Genomic DNA, 16,817 nt, shown 5'->3' with positions numbered 1-16,817 from the left:
TCGTCCTCACGATCCAGGAGCGGCGGCCGGCCTGGGGCTCGACCCGCGTCGTGGCCGTCGACGGTCCCAGCGGGTCGGGCAAGACGAGCCTGGCGGACGACATCGCCAAGGCCTCCGGCGCCACGCTGCTGCACCTCGACGACCTCTATCCCGGCTGGCCCGGCCTGGCCGCGACGCCCCCGATGGTCGCCCGCGGTGTGCTCGACGCGATCGCCGCCGGCGACACCGGTACGGTTCGCCGCTGGAGCTGGGTACGCCATCGTCCGGGCCCCGAGTTGCATGTCGCCCCGGCCCCGTTGTTGATCCTGGACGGAGTCGGTAGCGGCGCCGCGGTGATCCGTCCGTTCCTCAGCCTGCTGATCTGGGTCGAGGCTCCGACGGCGGTGCGCAAGCAACGCGCCCTCGCTCGCGACGGCGGAGCCTACGAGCCGTTCTGGGACATCTGGGCCGCGGAGGAGAAGCGCCACTTCGCCGTCGAGGAGACCCGTCTGCACGCCGACCTCGTGGTCGACACCACGACCACACAGGGCTGACGCGTGCACGGGAGGCGCACCGGATATGGCAAGATGTACGTCGTTGCCGCAAGGCTCCTGCGGACGTAACTCAATTGGCTAGAGTCTCTGCCTTCCAAGCAGAATGTTGCGAGTTCGAGTCTCGTCGTCCGCTCCATGCAAGGGCCCCTTCCGAGGGGCCCTTGCTCGTTTCTCGCCTTTGCCACGCCGTGACTCGCCCCGGGATGCGCCTTGTCGCACTCCTGCGAGGATCGTGACATGGCTCAGGTGATCGTCGTCGGCGCAGGAATCTCCGGACTCGCCTGCGCGAAGGTGGTCGCCGATGCCGGGCACGAGGTCAACGTCCTTGATCGCGGCTTCCGTCCCGGTGGTCGCATGGCGGTGCACCAGTACGACAACCGGCCCATCGACATCGGGGCGTCCTACTTCACCGTCTCGGACCCGATGTTCGAAGCCACGACGGATGACTGGGAACGACGAGGCCTCGCGAGACCGTGGACCGACACGTTGTCGGTGTGGTCTCCCGATGGCACCCGTACCAAGTCCGGGCCGACCAGATGGGCCGCGGCTGCTGGCCTCGAGAGCCTCGTGGCCGACCTCGGCTCGACCCTCGACATCCACAGCTCGGTCACGGTCGAGCAGGTCACACTCGTGGACGGCCGCGCTGCCGTCGATGGTCAGACTGCCGACGCGGTCGTGCTCGCGATGCCCGACCCACAGGCCCGGCGCCTGCTGACCCCCGAGCTGGGCTCGGTCGCCGACCGCCTCGATGCGGAGTTCGACCCGGTGCTGGCACTCACGACGATCTGGCCGATGGTGCTCTGGGCCGCGTTCGACGGCATCTTCGTCAACGACCACGACACGCTTTCGTGGGTCGCCGACGACGGCCGTCGACGCGGCGACGACGCGCCGGTGCTGGTGGCCCACTCGACGCCCGACTTCGCCAGGCCCAGGCTGGACGATCTGCAGGATGCCACCAGCAAGATGCTCGAAGCGCTGGTCGGCGTCGTCGGCATCGAGCCGGCAGCAGAGGTGCTGCGGGCCGACATGCACCGCTGGACGTTCGCGCGTCCGTCGGCGACGCGGGACGCACCGTTCCTGCTTGACGACCGCGGCGTGGGCGTGTGCGGCGACGGCTGGTCGACCAAGCCGTCGGTCGAAGCGGCGTTCCTGTCGGGGACGCACTTGGGCGAGGCTCTCGTGCAGCGACTCTGACACCGTCAGGGAATCCGTGAGCCACGCTGACGATCGCGAGCCAGCATCACGGGAGTGCAGGCTTGGGACGCTGTGCTGAAGACGCTGTTTGCTCAGCAGCAGGCTCCATGGCCGCGGGGCCGGGTGTGGCGGAGCGACTCAGCATCAGCACGGCCCGATCGTCGTCACCGGACTCGACCAGCGTGAGGATGCGTCGCGGCGCCTGGTCGAAACTCTTCGAGACGATGCCTGCCGCTGCCGTGCGGAGCCACTCGATGCCGGTGGTGAAGTCGCGGGTGCGAGTCTCGACGACGCCGTCGGTGTAGAACATCAACGCCTCGCCGACTCCGAGCACGCCGATCGTCTGGTGGAAGTCCGGTCGCTTGGTGATGCCAAGCGCGGTGCCACGGGCGCCATCCACCTCCCACGAGGTCGTCGTGGAGTCCCAGCGAAGCGCCGGCGGGTGCCCGGCATTGATGATCGAGTAGCCGCCGGTCGGCAGGTCGATGATGACGTGCACAGCCGTGGCGAAACCTTCGTCCCAGTCTCGGCGGATGAGGAAGTCGTTGGCGGCCGCGAAGAGCCCCAGCGGCGGCAACGCGCCGATGAGCCCACCGAGCGCCCCGGCGAGCTGTAACGACTGCGTGCCGGCACCGACGCCTTTGCCGCACACGTCGACCAGCACCATCTCGAGCCTCGTGTCGTCCTCGGAGAGGTTGGCCACGAGGAAGTCACCGGCGAACTTCGCCCCACCAGCCGACATCATCGCCGACTGGGACGTCCACCCGGCGGGCAGCGGTGGCACGACGCCCGCGGCCTGCAACCGGTCGCGCAGGTCGACGAGCATCGCCTCACCCAGAGGCCCCGGCAGCCCGCTGCGGTGGCGACTGGACTCGAAGAGCACGATCGCCGCAACGACGGCCATGACGACCAGGGTGCTGATACGACCGGGTGTCATGCCGTGCTCCAGCGTCTCCTTCGTCACGGTGACGGCGACACAGGCGATGACGACGATCACCAGCGTGAGTAGTGGCCGGTATCGCAGGGCGAGGGTGCCCAGGAGCATCGGAATCACGAACGTCGCGGCAGGAAACGTGGTGTAGCTCGCCAGCGAGACCGCAAGGATCACGCTGACCATGAACAGGAGGCACGCCAGCACCGCGACCTGACCCTCGATGGTCCCGGTACGCCAACGGACGATGCGGTCGTCGAGGTATCCCGACAGCGTCGGAAGTGCTCGTCGAACCCGGCTCTTCACTTCGTCAACCTTAACGACTCGGCTGGCACGACGGGCACCAAAACAGGTTTCTACCTCCCAGCACGCGCGCCAGCACGGTCGTGCCGCAGACCAGGCACGGGAGGTCGGCTCGCCGGTAGACGTAGACCTCGCCGCCACCCCGCCGTCGTCCCCGAGCCGCCGGCCCCTGTGCGTCCTCCGGACGGACGGTGTCCATGCGACCGGTTCGCACGCCGTGGCGCATCAGGACCGCGAGATCGTCCCACATCGAGAGCCACGTCGTCTCGTCGAGCTCGCGTCCCGGCAGGTCCGGGTCGACGTGGTGCCGGAACAGCAGCTCGGCACGATAGACGTTGCCCACCCCTGCGAGCACTCGCTGGTCCATCAGCAGGGTTGCCATCGGTGCTCGTGAGCGGCACATGCGCTGCCAGGCCCGGTCGGGGTCGGCGTCCTTGCGGAGCGGATCGGGTCCGAGCCGTGCCTTGAGTGCATCGACGCCGACGGGGTCGAGCAGCTCGCAGGCCGTCGGCCCGCGCAGGTCAGCGGTCCAGCCCTCGTGCTGCAAACGCCACCGAACCTGGCCGACGACGGGGTGATCGTGGCCGCCGACAAAGGTGAACTTGCCGTAGAGGCCGAGGTGCACATGCACCATCTCGGCGGAGTCGGCGACGCGCACCAGCAGGTGCTTTCCCCATGCCTCAGAGCGCCCGAACGGCAGCCCGTCGACCAGTCCGGCGCCGGCGGTGAATCGTCCCTGCGGACTCGTCGAGGTGACGACGTTTCCCGACATCGTGCGGTTGAGCCTGCTGGCCAGCCGGTGGAGGGTGTGACCCTCAGGCAAGCTGGCCGGTCTCCTCGTACGCGAGCAGCATGTCGATGCGGCGCTGGTGACGTTCGGCATGGCTCCAGGGCGTCGTGAGAAAAGCCTCGACGATGGCCGTGGCCTCGTCGGCGGTGTGCATACGGGCACCGACCGCGACGACCTGTGCGTCATTGTGCTGACGCGCCAACGACGCGGTCTCGATGCTCCACGCGAGTGCAGCTCGGGCACCCTTGACCTTGTTGGCAGCGATCTGTTCGCCGTTGCCGGACCCGCCGATCACAATGCCCAGCGCGCCGGGCTCGGCCACAGCGGCCGTCGCGGCGGCAATGCAGAACGGCGGGTAGTCGTCCTCCGCGTCGAACGTCTCAGCACCGTGGTCGACGACCTCGTAACCGTTGGCGTCGAGCCAGGCGGTGAGATGGGACTTGAGCTCGAAGCCGGCGTGATCGGCGGCGATGTGGACGCGCATGGTCACAGTGTCCCAGCCCGGCCCGGATGCGGCTCAGGCACCTCGCGCCAGTCCGCGGACGAACTCAGCGAAGGCGTCGGGTGACTCCTCGCCGATGAAGTCACCGAGCACGTGTCGCCGGCGCTCGGCGCGGGCCTCCGCGAGCGGATCGAGTGCAGGATCAGTCGAAGTTCAGCTCGCCGGTGCGCGTGCGCTTGAGCTCGAAGAAGTCGTCGTACGAGGCCAGTGCCCTGGCGCCGTCGAAGACGGTGCCCGCGACCTCGCCGCGCGGGATGCTCATCAGCACCGGCCCGAAGAACGCGGTGCCGCCGATCGCGATGACCGGCGTCCCGACTTCCTCGCCGACGCGCTCGATGCCGATCTTGTGTGACGCACGCACCGCATCGTCCAACGAGGTGTCGTCAGCTGCAGCGGCCAGCTCGAGCGGGAGGCCGGCCTCGGCAAGCGCCTCCTCGTACATCGCCTTGCCGAACTCGCGCCCCTCGTTGTGCCTGCGCGTGCCGAGCGCCGTGTAGAGCGGGCCCAGGGCGTCGCCTCCGTGCTGCTGCTCGACAGCAATGGCGATGCGGACCGGGCCCCAGCCGAGCTCGAGCATCTCCTTGTACTCCTCGGAGACGTCCTTGCCCTCGTTGAGCACCGACAGGCTCATGACGTGGAAGTGGGTCTGGACGTTGCGCACCTTCTCGACCTCGAGCATCCAGCGTGAGGTGATCCAGGCGAACGGGCAGAGAGGGTCGAACCAGAAGTCGACATTCTCCTCGACGGAGGCTGATGCGGGCACGGTTGCAGCGTCTGTGGCAGTCATGACTGGTGCAACAACGGATGACCCACCCGCATTTCCGCCACGAGCGATTTCACGACTTCGTCGAGCTCGCCACCGTGTGCCGCCGCGACCGCACGCTGCCGCTGGTACGAGGCCCCACCCGAGATGATGTCGTGGATGCCTCCGAGCTCGTCGATGCACCCCAGCCGCTCGGCGACGGGCGCGAGGCGTTCGAGCAGGCGCCGCAGGTCAGTCGTGACGAGCTCTTCCTCCGCGTGCTTGTCGAGGATCAGGATGGCGTCCATGCCATAACGGGCGGAGCGCCACTTGTTCTCCTGCGCGAACCAAGGCGGAACGGTCGGCAGGTCGCGGCCGGCATCGAGCTCGGACGAGAAGTGCTCGACGAGGCAATGGGTCAGGGCCGAGATGCTCATCAGCTCGCCCGTCGAGGGAATGCCATCGCACACCCTCACCTCGAGCGTCCCGAACTTGGGAGACGGCCGCAGGTCCCAGCGAATCTCGTCGAACGCGTCGATGACGCCGGTGTGCAGCATGTCGTCGACGTAGCCCTCGAGCTGGGACCACTGCTCGAACTGAAAGGGCAGGCCCGCCGTGGGCAGCTGCTGGAACATCAACGCCCGGTTCGACGCGTACCCGGTCTCCTTGCCGCCCCAGAACGGCGATGATGCGCTCAGGGCCTGCAGATGGCCGTAGTACGTCAGCATCGCCCGGCTGATCGGCAGCACCTTGTCGCGATCCTCGATGCCGACGTGCACGTGGACGCCGTAGATCAGCATCTGCCGACCCCACCACTGCGTGCGGTCGATCAACGTCGCGTAGCGCTCCTTGTCGGTGACCTTCTGGTGGTCCCACCGCGCGAACGGGTGGGTGCCCGCACACATCAGCTCGACCCTCAAGGGATCGGTCACCTCGCGAATCTCCTCGATGGCGCGGTCAAGGTCGCGGCCCGCTTCGCCCACCGTGTGGCACACGCCTGAGACGACCTCGACGGTGTTGAGCAGAAGCTCTTGACGGATGTACCGGTGCCCGCCCCCGCCGGCTGGCGCCACGGCGTCCAGCACGGTCTGCGCCACCTGGCGGAGGTCACCGGAGTCGGAGTCGACGAGAGCAAGCTCCCACTCGATGCCGATCGTCGATCGTTCGGACTCCGCGAACGGGATCTTCATGGGTTCCATCCTGCACGAGATCAGGCGTTCTACCCCACTCGTGCCACGGAACGAGTCGTGAAAGCATGGCGCCATGCCTGGTACAAATCTCACCCGCGAAGAAGCCAGCGAGCGCGCCGCGATCGTCTCCACCGAGACGTACGACGTCCAGCTCGACCTCACCCTCGACTCCGAGACACGTTTCGGCTCGATCACGACGATCCGGTTCGGCGCCACCGCTGGCGCCTCCACCTTCGTCGATCTGGTCGGCGCCGAGATCTCCTCGATCACCCTGAACGGCGAGGCGGTCGACGTGTCGGCGTACGACGACAGCCGCATCGCCCTGGCCGGCCTCGCCGAGTCGAACGAGCTGCGCGTCGAGGCGACGTGTACGTACTCGCGCTCTGGCGAGGGCCTGCACCGGTTCGTCGACCCTGTGGACCAGCGGGTCTACCTCTACACGCAGTTCGAGGTGCCCGATGCCCGGCGCGTGTTCGCGACATTCGAGCAGCCCAACCTCAAGGCCACGTTCGAGTTCCACGTCACCGCGCCGTCGGGCTGGAAGGTCGTCTCCAACTCCCCCACGACCGAGCCCGAGCCCGCCGCGGCCTCGACGTCCACGTGGCACTTCGCCCCCACCAAACGCATGTCGACGTACATCACGGCGCTGATTGCCGGCGAGTACCACGAGGTGCGCGACTCGTACCAGGGTGCGTACGACGAGATCCCGCTCGGCATCTTCTGCCGTCAGTCGCTCGTCGAGCACCTCGACGCCGACGACATCTTCCTCATCACCAGGCAGGGTTTCGAGTTCTTCGAGGGCGCCTTCGAGATGGGCTACCCCTTCGGCAAGTACGACCAGCTCTTCGTGCCGGAGTACAACATGGGCGCCATGGAGAACGCCGGTGCCGTGACGTTCCGCGACGAGATGATCTTCCGCAGCCGGCAGACCGTCGCGGCCTACGAGAGTCGCGCCAACACGATCCTGCACGAGATGGCGCACATGTGGTTCGGTGACCTCGTCACGATGAACTGGTGGGACGACCTGTGGCTCAACGAGTCCTTCGCGGAGTTCGCCGCCTCACACGCGTCGACCAACGCCACCCGTTTCACCGATGCGTGGACGAGCTTCACCAACAGCCGCAAGAACTGGGCCTACCGCCAGGATCAGCTGCCGTCGACGCACCCCATCGCGGCCGACAACTACGATCTTCACGCTGTCGAGGCAAACTTCGACGGCATCACGTATGCCAAGGGCGCGTCGTCGCTCAAGCAGCTGGTCGCATGGGTCGGCGAGAAGGACTTCTTCGCCGGCCTGCGGTCCTACTTCGGCAAGTACGCGTACGGCAACACCGAGTTGAGCGACCTCCTCGCCGAGCTCGAGGAGGCGTCCGGTCGTGAGCTCGGCGACTGGGCCGAAGAATGGCTCCAGACGTCCGGGGTCAACACGCTGCGGGCCTCCTTCGAGACCGGTGCCGACGGCGCCTTCACCTCGTTCTCGGTCGAGCAGAGTGCTATCGAGGCCTACCCAACCCTGCGCCGGCACCGCATCGCCATCGGCCTCTACGACCAGGTCGAGGGGCGCCTCGTGCGCACCGAACGCATCGAGACGGACGTCCGCGGCGCGTCGACGCAGATCGTCGAGCTGATCGGCCACCGACAGCCCGACCTGATCCTCCTCAACGACGACGACCTCACGTACGCCAAGATCCGCCTCGACGAGAGGTCGTTCGCGACGCTCATCAAGAGCATCGCCACGTTCGACGAGTCGCTCCCGCGCGCCCTGTGCTGGGGCTCGGCGTGGGACATGACGCGCGACGCCGAGCTGTCGTCGTCCGACTTCGTCACGCTCGTGCTGGCCGGCGTCGGGTCCGAGACTGACCTGACAGCTGTGGGGTCGCTGCTGCGGCAGGGCCTGAGCGCCGTCAACCTCTACACGTCGGATGCTGCACGGCCCGCGCTGGCCGAGCGGTGGGAGTCGGGCCTGCGAGGCCTCGTCGAGGCCGCTGAGCCCGGCAGCGACCACCAGCTCGCGCTCGTCCGCGCCTACGCGTCGGCGGCCTCGGACCCTGACCGCCTGCGCGAGATCCTCAGCGGCGGCCTCGCGGGCCTGTCGGTCGACACCGACCTCCGCTGGACGCTCGTCACCGCGCTCGCCCGCATCGGGGAGGTCAGCGACACCGAGATCGAAGCAGAGCTTGCGGGTGACAGCACGATTTCTGGCCAGGAGCACGCCGCCTCGGCGCGGGCCATCCGGCCCGACGCCGCGGCGAAGGAGGATGCGTGGGATGCCGTCACCGTTCGCCAGGACGTGCCCAACGAGACGCGGCGATCGGTTGCGCTGGCGTTCCAGGTGTCCGGCCAGGGCGACATCCTCGACCAGTACATCGACCGATACCTCTCGATGGCCGAGACCGTGCTCGAGGAGAAGGGCGTGTGGATGGCGCAGGTGGCGCTGATCTACCTGTTCCCCTCGGCCAACCCGTCGCCATCGACGCTCGACACGGTTGACGCGTGGTTGGAGTCGACTGCGGCCAGCCCCGGCTCGAAGCGCTACGTGTCGGAGGGCCGCGACGATCTCGCACGGGCTCTGAAGGCGCAGCACGCCTTCTGACCCTGGGTCCCGCCCCCGCTGGGGGTGACGCTCTTGAGGCGTGCGCCGGCGTGTCGCCTCAAGAACGTCACTCCCAGCGGTGGTGGGTCAGTCCCACCGCCGTCCGGGCTCCCAACCCGACCACCAGGCGGGCTGGTCGGTGGTCCAGAGGGGCTTCACTCGTCGCATGGCCGCATGCAGACGTCCGCGCTGAAGGCGGGACGCCAGCTCGCGCTCGTCTCGGTGGTCCATCGCACTCACGCGCACCACGAAGAGACCCAGCACCTCGAGCCCTTCCTCACGGATGTTGTCCTTCGCATGTCTCGCCTCGGTGCGGTGACCGGCGCCGTCGGACTCGATGACGAACCCGGCGGCATGGTCGAGCAGGTCCGCAACGCCGGCGAGCCTGCCCGCCCGGTCGAAGATGGGCACGTTGACCTGCAATCCCCTCAGTCCACCGCGCACCTCGGCCACACATCGGGTTCGCGACTCCCAGGGGCTTGCCGACCTCGTTGACGCGAGGACGAGCGCCCTGCGCGCCTGAACGATGCCCCGGGTCTTGACATGCTGCGCCATCAACGCAGCGATGTTCGTGATCGTCGTCCGACCTTGACGAACGCACGTCGACACACACATGTCGATCGCCGCGACCGCTGAGGCAAGATCCGGGGCGTCGAGCGCCATGTCATAAGCAGCGCGCACGAGTGTTGCCGTGCGGACCTCCCCGATGCGACAGATCTCGTGCTCATGGATCGTCCTTCGAGATTCGGCCAGGCCGGGCTGCGGTCTGTGCTGCCCTCCCCCGGTCGAGATGATGCTGACGGGTTGCGTCCTGAAGCGGTGGTCGCGGCCATCGGCGTGCGCCACCCCGTGCCCGCGAGCGGCTGCCCACCCGGTGATGACGTCATCGGTCGTCATGATCGAGAGCGCGTCGCCAATGCGTACATCGGGATCACCAGGGTCGATCCCGCCCGGCCGGACCATGCCCCGGTACGGGTGGTCGAACGCCTTGCGGAGCTCCCACTCCGTCACACCGTGCTGCCGTGCCAGTCGGTAGGTCGTCGTCCACGGTTCACCCATCCACCGACGATCGTCGGTCTGGGCCCGGTGGGTATTGACTTATCGTGCCCCTGTGCGCAGTCCAACAACCGTCCACATCCCACCGCACCCTCCCCCCACCCAGCCGTGGCAGTGACGCTCCTGATGCGACATGCCGAGGCGGACCACAACAACGTCACTCCCAGCGCGGGGGGGAGTTTTGGGACGGGAGGTCAGTGGCGAGCAGCGGGCGTGTTGTCGCCGTCGCCGACCCTCTCGATCTCGGTGCTGGGCGCGGGCGGCACGTAGTTGGTGCGCGCCGTCATCAGCCCGAAGAGGGCGATCAGGACGAACAGGGCGATCGTGCCCCCGCCGAACAGGATGAGGATGTCGAGAGCACTGCGACCCTCACCGCCGGGCCAGGCTGGGCCAACCGGCTCATCGGCCGACGCTGCGCCGGTGCTGGCGACGAGCACGGCCGCGGTGGCGAGCAGAAGGACGAACGCACGGGCAGGAGTCTTCATGGCCCAATCGTAGCCACCCGTACGCTGGAGGAATGCCTCACCTCGACCTCAACCTGCCCAACGGCAAGGCGTACGACATGTTCGTCGCCACCCCCGGCACGATCGTCCTCATCGTCGTCGCCGGGCTGGTGTTCCGCTGGTTCATCTGCCGCGCGATCGACCGGGTCGTGAGCCGCGCCAGCAAGGGCACCGTGCCCGGGGTGCTCGCCAAGAGCAAGGCGGGCGAGTTCCTCTCCGACCTGCGCGCGGGCGGCAACGAGCGCCGTGAGCAGCGAGCGCAGACCATGGGCTCACTTCTCAAGAGTGTCGCGACGGGCGTGGTCCTGGCGGTCGTGATCGTCATGGCGCTGTCGCAGCTGGGAGTCGACATCGCCCCGATCATTGCCAGCGCCGGCATCCTCGGCATCGCGTTCGGCTTCGGCGCCCAGAACCTCGTGAAGGACTTCCTGTCGGGCATCTTCATGATCCTGGAGGACCAGTACGGTGTCGGCGACGTGGTCGACCTCGGTGAGGCCACCGGTTCGGTCGAGGCGGTCGGCCTCCGCGTCACCCGCTTGCGCGATGTCAACGGCACCGTCTGGTACGTCCGCAACGGCGAGATCCTCAGGGTAGGGAACCAGAGCCAGAACTGGTCACGCACGGTCCTGGACATCACAGTCGGCTACGAGTCGAACCTCGACGTCGTGCAGCAGATCCTGCAGGAGGAGGCGACGGCGATGTTCGAGGACGTGAAGTTCCGCGATGTCATCATCGAGCAGCCCGAGGTGTGGGGCGTCGAACGCTTCGACAAGGACGGCGCCGTGGTCAGGGTCGTCCTCAAGACCGCCCCGCTGCAGCAGTGGCTCGTCGCACGGTCGATGCGTCAGCGGATCAAGGCCCGCTTCGACGAGGCCGGCATCCGCATCCCGACGTCGTTCCGCACGATGACCGACGAGGAGCAGCGGCTGTGACCGAGCAGACGTTCTACGACGCCATCGGCGGCCACGACACCATCAAGCTCATCGTGGACACCTTCTACGACGGTGTCGCTACCGACGAGGTGCTCCGACCGCTCTACCCGGAAGACGATCTGGCCCCGGCGAACGAACGGTTCCGGATGTTCCTCGAGCAGTACTGGGGTGGGCCGACGACCTACTCCGACCAGCGCGGCCACCCGCGCCTGCGCATGCGGCACGCCCCATTCGCCGTCACTCCCGTCGCCCGCGACCGCTGGCTCGTGCATTTCCGCGAAGGCCTCGACAAGGCCGCACTGCCGCCCGAGCTCGACGCGCAGTTCTGGGCGTACGTCGAGCACGCGGCGACGTTCATGGTCAACAGCAATCCCGCGGTCTGACGTCAGTCAGGACAGCTGGCGTCGGCGAGCTCGGCCCTCTCCGTGTCTGTCAGCCGCCGCGATCGTTGGGTCGTCAGGTCGAAGCCGACGAGTGCGGTGACGGACTGGGCCATGACGAGCGCCCCGTCGGTCAGCTGCGTCTCGATGGTCACCGACGAGTCACCGACACGACTGATCCAGCTGCGCACCTCGTAGGGCAGCCGACGCCAGGTCATCGGCGCACCGAACCGTACGTCGACCCGCGCGACGACGAACCGGCCGGGCGACATCTCGGTGAGGTGGTCCGCGATGAACAGGATGCGGCCCTCCTGGAACAGCTCGAAGACCTTGGTCGGGCTCACCGCTCCTGACGGGTCGAGGTCGCTGCGTCGTACTCGCGACGGCAGCGGCTTGCCTGCGGACTCGTGCGACGCGATCTCTGCACATTCACCCAAGGCGGTGACGACGCGCGCGAAGACGGTGCGCCCCGCGTCACTGTCGACGCAGATCTCTTGAGTCAGCTCGGCACCATCGCGTGTGGACACGATGCGTACGGGCTTCGAGCTGAGCAGCATCGGACGAACGAAGTCGACGGCGATGCGCGACAGCTGCTCGTCGGTAGCCAGCACCCCATCCTCGACGAGGAGAGCGCGACTCTCCGCGGCGTAGTCGAGATAGACGACGTTGTTGACATGGTTCAGCGAGTCGAGATCTGCCCAGCGCATGGGCATCTCGTGGACATACTCCTCAGCAGGCACCAGCAGATGATGTCAGACGCGGCCGGGCGCAGGTCAGGCGCTGGCGGTCTCGTCGATCTCCATGATCGGGTCGCCCTCCTGGACGATCTGGCCGACCTCGACGACGATCCTGCTGACGAATCCGGATGCCTCGGCGTAGACGGGGATCTCCATCTTCATGCTCTCGAGCACGGCCAGGATGTCGCCCACCCCGACCTGGTCACCCTCTCGTGCCACGATCTTCCAGACGTTCGCGACGATCTCGGCTCTGGCAGCGAACATCAGCTGGACGCGCCGTGGGTGAGCATCCGCAGTGCCGCCGCCATGCGGTCGCGGGTCTCCTCCGGGTGGATGACGTCATCGACGATGCCGGCCTCGGCCGCGATGTACGGTCGGGCGACCTCCTCGCGGTAGACGGCAGCGAGCTCATCACGTAGCACGGTCGGCTCCTCAGCCTCCTTGAGCGCTCGACGGTGCAGCAGTGCGACCGCGCCGCCCGGACCCATCACCGCGATCTCGGAGCCGGACCAGGCCCAGTTGACGTCGGCGCCCAACGAGGCAGCACCCATCGCGATGTATGCACCTCCGTAGGCCTTGCGCACCACGACGGTGAGCTTGGGCGACGTGGTCTCGACGTAGGCCTTGAGCAGCTTGGCACCATGCGTGATGATGCCGCGCCCCTCCTCGACCGTGCCGGGCAGGAAGCCGGGAACGTCGACGAAGGTGAGCACGGGGACGTCGAACCGGCCGCAGAACTCGACGAACCGGGCTGCCTTGACGGCGGCCTTCGAGTCGAGGATGCCGCCGCGTGCGTTGGGCTGGTTGGCGAGCACGCCGACCGCATGACCGTCGAGCCGGCCGAAGAGCGTGAGGATGCTCGGCGCGTGCGTCGGCATGAGCTCGAGCCGTGCGCCGTTGTCGAGCACGCCGTCAAGAAGGGCATTCATGTCGAAGACGATGCTCGACTTGTGCGGCACCAAGGTGGGAAGGCGCTCGACGGCGCCGGGATTTGCCGGCACAGAGTCGTGTCGCTTCTGCGACCCGCCCTTGTGCGTCGGAAGGAACGACAGCAGGAGCCGTGTGGCGTTCAACGCCTCCTCCTCGCTGTCGACCTCGAGGTGTGCGACGCCGCTGACCTTGGTGTGCAGGGCCGATCCGCCGATGTCCTCGGCGGACGCGTCCTCGCCGGTGGCGGCCTTCACGATCTCGGGCCCGGTGAGGAACATCTGTCCCTGCTCCTTGACCATGACCGTCCAGTCGGTGAGCGCCGGAGAATAGCCCGCCGCACCGGCGCAAGGTCCCAGGATCAGGGAGATCTGCGGGATGCGCTTCTGTGCCTCGATGTTCAGTGCGAAGATGCCGCCGCAGCCGTGCAACGCGAAGATGCCGTCGTGGATGCGGGCACCACCCGAGTCGTTGATGTAGACGATCGGGTAGCCCTTGTCGATCGCAAAACGCTGGGCCTTCTGAATGCTCTCGGCCATCACCGCTCCGATCGCACCGGACGCCACCGCCGCATCGTGGGAGACGACGACGACCGCATGGCCGTCCGCCGTGCCCCACCCAGCGACGACCCCACTGCCGCTACCTCCGCCTGCCGTGCGCAACGGCGTCATCTCGACGAAGGTGCCGTCGTCGACGAGCATCTCGGCACGCTCACGCGCCGTGTAGACACGTTTGCCTTTGGGGTCGACCCGGGTGAACCGATCGTGGCGGCGCTGCGTGAGTGCCGAGCGGTGTTCGGCCCCATCGGGCGCTGAGACAACCGAGGGGGTGTCGAGCTGCGTCACGAGGACTCCTAAACATGGGTTTTCTAAACATGAGGTTTTCCTCAACTATACACAAAGATGAGGAACCCCTCATCTTCCATCGCGGGTTTTTCCCGGTGACATCGCGCACGTGCGTGATGGTGCGATACCGTGCTGGGACACTGGCTAAGCAAGCGCTTAGGCGCACTGTCGAAGGAGCATGTCGTGACTGAAACCCGCACCGCGATCGTCACCGGAGCCGCACGCGGCATCGGCGCAGCAGTCGCCCAGCGCCTGGCTGCTGACGGCATCGCCGTGGCCGTCCTCGACCTCGACGAGTCGGCCTGCGCCGGCACGGTCGACTCGATCACCGCCGCGGGTGGCAGCGCTCTGGCAGTTGGCGCCGACGTCAGCAACCCCGACAGCGTCACTGCCGCGGTCGACAAGGTCGCGGCCGAGCTCGGGGCACCGACGATCCTGGTCAACAATGCCGGCATCCTGCGCGACAACCTGCTGTTCAAGATGAGCGTCGAGGACTGGGACCTCGTGATGGGCGTGCACCTGCGTGGCGCGTTCCTGATGTCGAAGGCAGCCCAGAAGCACATGACCGAGGCCTCGTTCGGCCGCATCGTCAACCTGTCGAGCACCTCGGCCCTCGGCAACCGCGGACAGGCCAACTACTCCGCCGCCAAGGCTGGCCTGCAGGGCTTCACCAAGACGCTCGCCATCGAGCTCGGCAAGTTCGGGGTGACGGCCAACGCCATCGCACCCGGATTCATCCAGACCGACATGACGGCCGCGACAGCCGAGCGCATGAAGGTGCCGTTCGACGACTTCATCAAGTTCAGCGCCGACCAGATCCCGGTCGGCCGCGTCGGTCAGCCCGACGACATTGCGCACACGGCCTCCTTCCTCGTCAGCGAGGGTGCGGGATTCGTGTCGGGCCAGGTCATCTACGTCGCTGGCGGACCCAAGGACTGACGTGAGCGATCCGAAGGGGCTCGACCTCGCCGCCCTGCAGACCTGGCTCACCGCGACCCGGCCCGACCTGGTCACGGGTCCCCTCACGGCGAGCCTCATCGCCGGCGGCAAGTCCAATCTGACCTACACGGTCTCGGACGGCTCGAGTGAGTACGTGGTGCGGCGACCACCGATGGGTCACGTGCTCGCAACGGCGCACGACATGGGTCGCGAGCACCGAGTCATGGCGGCGCTGGCACCCACGGACGTGCCCGTTCCGGAGATGCTCGCGCACTGCGATGACACCGCGGTGCTGGGTGCACCGTTCTACGTCATGCAGAAGGTGAGCGGCACCCCCTACGGCCGCGCCGCCCAGCTCGAGCCGCTCGGCGCCGTACGCACCCGGCTGATCACCGAACGCCTCGTCGACACCCTCGCAACGCTGCACGCCGTCGACCCGTCCGCGGTGGGCCTCGCGGACTTCGGCCGGCCCGACGGCTACCTGACCCGCCAGGTGTCTCGCTGGAAGAAGCAGCTCGACTCCTCGCGCAGCCGCGAGCTGCCCGGCATGGACGAGCTGGTCGAGCTCCTCGAGCGCACCATCCCCGACACTGGCGATGGCACGATCGTCCACGGCGACTTCCGCCTCGACAACGTGTTGGTCGACGCGACGTCCGACGGTGACGGCGACCGCATCACCGCGGTGCTCGACTGGGAGATGAGCACGCTGGGCGACCCTCTCACCGACGTCGCGCTGATGCTGGCGTACCAGCAGCTCGCCGAGGTCGCGCCACCGTCCGGACCCGCTGGCAAGGGAGCGATCGTGACCGATGCGCCCCTCGCCCCGGGTTATCTGAGCCGCGATGAGGTGCTCGCCCGCTACGCCGCGGCGTCCGGTCGCGACGTCAGCGACATCGGGTTCCATCTGGCTCTCTCGTTCTTCAAGCTGGCGGTGATCCTCGAAGGCATCCACTTCCGGCACTCGCAGGGGCAGACCGTCGGCGCAGGGTTCGACGGGATCGGCGACATGATCGCCCCCTTGATAGCCGCGGGGCGCGCAGCTTCACGCTAAAGTTGCGCGCGTGACAGCCGAGATCCTCGAACCCCGGCGCCGCCCCACCCAGGAGCGCAGCCACAAGAAGTTCGACCACCTGCTCCTGGTGGCCCGCGAGTTGCTGCTCGACGTCGGCTTCGAGTCGTTCACCTGCGAGGAGGTCGCGCAGCGTGCGGCCCTGCCGATCGGAACGCTCTACCAGTTCTTCCAGAACAAGTACGTCATCGTGTGCGAGCTCGACCGGGTCGATGCCGTCGCCGTGCGCGAAGAGCTCGCCTCGTTCGCCGGCGCGATCCCCAGCCTCGACTGGCTCAAGTTCGTCAACCGGTTGGTCGACCACATGGCAACCCTGTGGGTCAACGACCCCTCGCGCCGAGCTGTCTGGCTCGCCGTGCAGAGCACGCCGGCGACCCGGGCCACGGCCGCCGTCACCGAGCGCGAGTTCGCGGCGGAAGTGGCGCGCGCCCTGGCCCCGCTGACTCCTGGTACGCCTCGTGAGCGGCGCACCATCATGGCCGAGGTGCTGGTGCACGTCGTCTACTCGATGCTCAACTTCTCGATCCGCGACGGCCAGGAGCACAGCGAGTCGATCATCGAGCTCAAGCGGCTCGTCGCCGCCTACCTCCTCAGCGCCGAGCACGCCTGACCGGAGGAGGGCGCTCCCCCAAGGGGGCGGGGGCCGCCGCG

The 16,817-nt window shown here is 67.7% G+C and carries 18 protein-coding genes and 1 tRNA gene; 9 read left to right on the top strand and 10 right to left on the bottom strand.

What is annotated here, in order from left to right; translation table 11 throughout:
* The 3 genes from H7290_RS09270 to H7290_RS09260 form a co-directional block, all read left to right on the top strand.
* Nucleotides 1–533: (d)CMP kinase (locus tag H7290_RS09270; RefSeq protein WP_290513733.1), on the top strand; the 533-nt coding region annotated here is incomplete at its 5' end.
* A 59-nt stretch (nucleotides 534–592) separates the two neighbouring features.
* Nucleotides 593–669, top strand: a tRNA-Gly gene (locus tag H7290_RS09265).
* A gap of 101 nt (nucleotides 670–770) precedes the next feature.
* Nucleotides 771–1,727 (top strand): FAD-dependent oxidoreductase, encoded by a 957-nt coding sequence (locus tag H7290_RS09260; protein WP_290513732.1) that lies wholly within the window; start codon nucleotides 771–773, stop codon nucleotides 1,725–1,727.
* A gap of 46 nt (nucleotides 1,728–1,773) precedes the next feature.
* Here the strand turns inward: H7290_RS09260 and H7290_RS09255 are convergent, their stop codons facing one another.
* From H7290_RS09255 to H7290_RS09235, 5 genes are all read right to left on the bottom strand, one after another.
* Nucleotides 1,774–2,964: a PP2C family protein-serine/threonine phosphatase gene (locus H7290_RS09255; RefSeq protein WP_290513731.1), complete on the bottom strand. Its 1,191-nt coding sequence runs from the start codon at nucleotides 2,962–2,964 to the stop codon at nucleotides 1,774–1,776.
* A gap of 10 nt (nucleotides 2,965–2,974) precedes the next feature.
* The gene (locus tag H7290_RS09250; RefSeq protein WP_290513730.1) at nucleotides 2,975–3,784 is read right to left on the bottom strand and encodes a DNA-formamidopyrimidine glycosylase family protein; all 810 of its coding nucleotides are present in this window, start codon (nucleotides 3,782–3,784) and stop codon (nucleotides 2,975–2,977) included.
* Nucleotides 3,777–4,235 (bottom strand): ribose-5-phosphate isomerase, encoded by a 459-nt coding sequence (locus tag H7290_RS09245; protein ID WP_290513729.1) that lies wholly within the window; start codon nucleotides 4,233–4,235, stop codon nucleotides 3,777–3,779. Before H7290_RS09245 ends, H7290_RS09250 begins: the two co-directional genes overlap by 8 nt.
* Before the next feature lie 160 nt (nucleotides 4,236–4,395).
* A complete protein-coding gene (locus H7290_RS09240; protein WP_290513728.1) occupies nucleotides 4,396–5,040 on the bottom strand; it encodes a disulfide bond formation protein DsbA in 645 nt (214 codons plus the stop codon).
* A complete protein-coding gene (locus H7290_RS09235; RefSeq protein ID WP_290513727.1) occupies nucleotides 5,037–6,185 on the bottom strand; it encodes a glutamate--cysteine ligase in 1,149 nt (382 codons plus the stop codon). Before H7290_RS09235 ends, H7290_RS09240 begins: the two co-directional genes overlap by 4 nt.
* Nucleotides 6,186–6,258: 73 nt before the next feature.
* Here H7290_RS09235 and pepN point away from each other — a divergent pair, with 73 nt between their 5' ends.
* Nucleotides 6,259–8,778: an aminopeptidase N gene (gene pepN, locus H7290_RS09230; protein ID WP_290513726.1), complete on the top strand. Its 2,520-nt coding sequence runs from the start codon at nucleotides 6,259–6,261 to the stop codon at nucleotides 8,776–8,778.
* A gap of 87 nt (nucleotides 8,779–8,865) precedes the next feature.
* On the opposite strand, the gene H7290_RS09225 is transcribed toward pepN, so the two are convergent.
* Nucleotides 8,866–9,837 (bottom strand): hypothetical protein, encoded by a 972-nt coding sequence (locus tag H7290_RS09225; RefSeq protein ID WP_290513725.1) that lies wholly within the window; start codon nucleotides 9,835–9,837, stop codon nucleotides 8,866–8,868.
* Nucleotides 9,838–10,028: 191 nt separating this feature from the next.
* Entirely contained in the window at nucleotides 10,029–10,319 is a 291-nt protein-coding gene (locus tag H7290_RS09220) for a hypothetical protein (RefSeq protein WP_290513724.1), read from the bottom strand.
* 32 nt (nucleotides 10,320–10,351) lie between these two features.
* Between H7290_RS09220 and H7290_RS09215 the strand changes: the two genes are divergently transcribed.
* Nucleotides 10,352–11,269 (top strand): mechanosensitive ion channel family protein, encoded by a 918-nt coding sequence (locus H7290_RS09215; RefSeq protein ID WP_290513723.1) that lies wholly within the window; start codon nucleotides 10,352–10,354, stop codon nucleotides 11,267–11,269.
* Nucleotides 11,266–11,652, top strand: a complete 387-nt coding sequence (locus tag H7290_RS09210) for a globin (RefSeq protein ID WP_290513722.1) — start codon at nucleotides 11,266–11,268, stop codon at nucleotides 11,650–11,652. Before H7290_RS09215 ends, H7290_RS09210 begins: the two co-directional genes overlap by 4 nt.
* A 2-nt stretch (nucleotides 11,653–11,654) precedes the next feature.
* Here the strand turns inward: H7290_RS09210 and H7290_RS09205 are convergent, their stop codons facing one another.
* The 3 genes from H7290_RS09205 to H7290_RS09195 are packed head-to-tail and all read right to left on the bottom strand — an operon-like array spanning nucleotide 11,655 to nucleotide 14,158.
* Nucleotides 11,655–12,389: a thioesterase family protein gene (locus tag H7290_RS09205; RefSeq protein ID WP_290513721.1), complete on the bottom strand. Its 735-nt coding sequence runs from the start codon at nucleotides 12,387–12,389 to the stop codon at nucleotides 11,655–11,657.
* Between the two features lie 33 nt (nucleotides 12,390–12,422).
* Nucleotides 12,423–12,650, bottom strand: coding sequence for a biotin/lipoyl-binding carrier protein (locus H7290_RS09200; protein WP_290513720.1), 228 nt, complete (start codon nucleotides 12,648–12,650; stop codon nucleotides 12,423–12,425).
* On the bottom strand, nucleotides 12,650–14,158 hold the full coding sequence (locus H7290_RS09195) for a carboxyl transferase domain-containing protein (RefSeq protein WP_290513719.1): 1,509 nt from the start codon (nucleotides 14,156–14,158) through the stop codon (nucleotides 12,650–12,652). The genes H7290_RS09200 and H7290_RS09195 overlap by 1 nt, the downstream gene beginning before the upstream one ends.
* Nucleotides 14,159–14,341: 183 nt before the next feature.
* Between H7290_RS09195 and fabG the strand changes: the two genes are divergently transcribed.
* The 3 genes from fabG to H7290_RS09180 are packed head-to-tail and all read left to right on the top strand — an operon-like array spanning nucleotide 14,342 to nucleotide 16,776.
* On the top strand, nucleotides 14,342–15,097 hold the full coding sequence (gene fabG, locus H7290_RS09190; RefSeq protein WP_290513718.1) for a 3-oxoacyl-ACP reductase FabG: 756 nt from the start codon (nucleotides 14,342–14,344) through the stop codon (nucleotides 15,095–15,097).
* A gap of 1 nt (nucleotide 15,098) precedes the next feature.
* A complete protein-coding gene (locus H7290_RS09185) occupies nucleotides 15,099–16,148 on the top strand; it encodes a phosphotransferase family protein (protein ID WP_290513717.1) in 1,050 nt (349 codons plus the stop codon).
* Between the two features lie 10 nt (nucleotides 16,149–16,158).
* A complete protein-coding gene (locus H7290_RS09180; RefSeq protein WP_290513716.1) occupies nucleotides 16,159–16,776 on the top strand; it encodes a TetR family transcriptional regulator in 618 nt (205 codons plus the stop codon).
* The last annotated feature ends 41 nt before the right edge of the window (nucleotides 16,777–16,817 follow it).

The organism is Aeromicrobium sp., from assembly GCF_014378035.1.
Taxonomy (GTDB): domain Bacteria; phylum Actinomycetota; class Actinomycetes; order Propionibacteriales; family Nocardioidaceae; genus Aeromicrobium.
The sequence above is the reverse complement of the archived record's forward strand: the minus strand, read 5'-3'. Positions and strand labels throughout refer to the sequence as shown.